General features: G+C 53.0%; 1 rRNA gene. It reads right to left on the reverse strand.

Going from position 1 to position 1,595, the window contains the following annotated elements:
- A 23S ribosomal RNA gene (locus ABEW32_RS05255) occupies nt 1-1,556 on the reverse strand; the annotation flags it as partial.
- Between the last annotated feature and the right edge of the window lie 39 nt (nt 1,557-1,595).

Here is a 1,595-nt window from a genome sequence, read left to right on the forward strand (position 1 = left end):
ACGATGTGCGGATTTGCCTACACATCAGCCTCACTGCTTAGACGGACATCCATCAGTCCGCGTCACTACCCTACTGCGTCACCCCATCGCTCATAACGGATTACGGTGGTACAGGAATTTCCACCTGTTGTCCTTCGACTACGCCTATCGGCCTCGCCTTAGGTCCCGACTTACCCTGAGCGGACGAACCTTCCTCAGGAACCCTTAGGCTTTCGGCGGATCTGATTCTCACAGATCTTTTCGTTACTCATACCGGCATTCTCACTTGAATGCAGTCCAGCGCTCCTTCCGGTACACCTTCAACCCGCATTCAACGCTCCCCTACCCCTGATGCAAAGCATCAAGCCATAGCTTCGGTGGTGTGTTTAGCCCCGTTACATTTTCGGCGCAGAGTCACTCGACCAGTGAGCTATTACGCACTCTTTCAATGGTGGCTGCTTCTAAGCCAACATCCTGGTTGTCTGTGCAACTCCACATCCTTTCCCACTTAACACACACTTGGGGACCTTAGCTGATGGTCTGGGCTGTTTCCCTTTCGACAATGGATCTTAGCACTCACTGTCTGACTCCCGGAACTAAATCTATGGCATTCGGAGTTTGACTGAGCTTGGTAACCCTTGCGGGCCCCGCACCCAATCAGTGCTCTACCTCCACGATTCTTTTTTCCGAGGCTAGCCCTAAAGCTATTTCGGGGAGAACCAGCTATCTCCGGGTTCGATTGGAATTTCTCCGCTACCCCCACCTCATCCCCGCATTTTTCAACATGCGTGGGTTCGGGCCTCCAGTGCGTGTTACCGCACCTTCACCCTGGACAGGGGTAGATCACCCGGTTTCGGGTCTACGTCCACGTACTCATTCGCCCTATTCAGACTCGCTTTCGCTGCGGCTTCAGCTCTTCACCTTAACCTTGCACGGGAACGTAACTCGCCGGTTCATTCTACAAAAGGCACGCCATCACCCATAGATCGGGCTCTGACTTCTTGTAAGCACACGGTTTCAGGATCTATTTCACTCCCCTTCCGGGGTGCTTTTCACCTTTCCCTCACGGTACTGCTTCACTATCGGTCGCCAGGGAGTATTTAGCCTTGGCAGATGGTCCTGCCGGATTCATACGGGGTTTCACGTGCCCCGCACTACTCGGGATCCGTCTCGGAGGGAACAGGTTTTGAACTACAGGGCTTTTACCTTCTCTGGCGGGCCTTTCCAGACCTCTTCATCTAACCGGTTCCTTTGTAACTCCATGTGAGACGTCCCACAACCCCAAGGAGCAAGCTCCTTGGTTTGGGCTAATCCGCGTTCGCTCGCCGCTACTGACGGAATCACTATTGTTTTCTCTTCCTCAGGGTACTTAGATGTTTCAGTTCCCCTGGTCTGCCTCTCTCTCACCTATGTATTCAGTGAGAAGTGACTGTCGATGAAGACAGCCGGGTTTCCCCATTCGGACATCCCCGGATCAAAGCTTGCTTACAGCTCCCCGAGGCCTTATCGTTGTTCGCCACGTCCTTCGTCGGCTCCTGGCGCCTAGGCATCCTCCGTGTGCTCTTTGTAGCTTAACCTAGACTTTTCTTTCACAGAAAGAAAATGTCGATGTTCAA

This window comes from Paenibacillus jamilae, assembly GCF_050482105.1.
Taxonomy (GTDB): Bacteria; Bacillota; Bacilli; order Paenibacillales; family Paenibacillaceae; genus Paenibacillus; species Paenibacillus jamilae_B.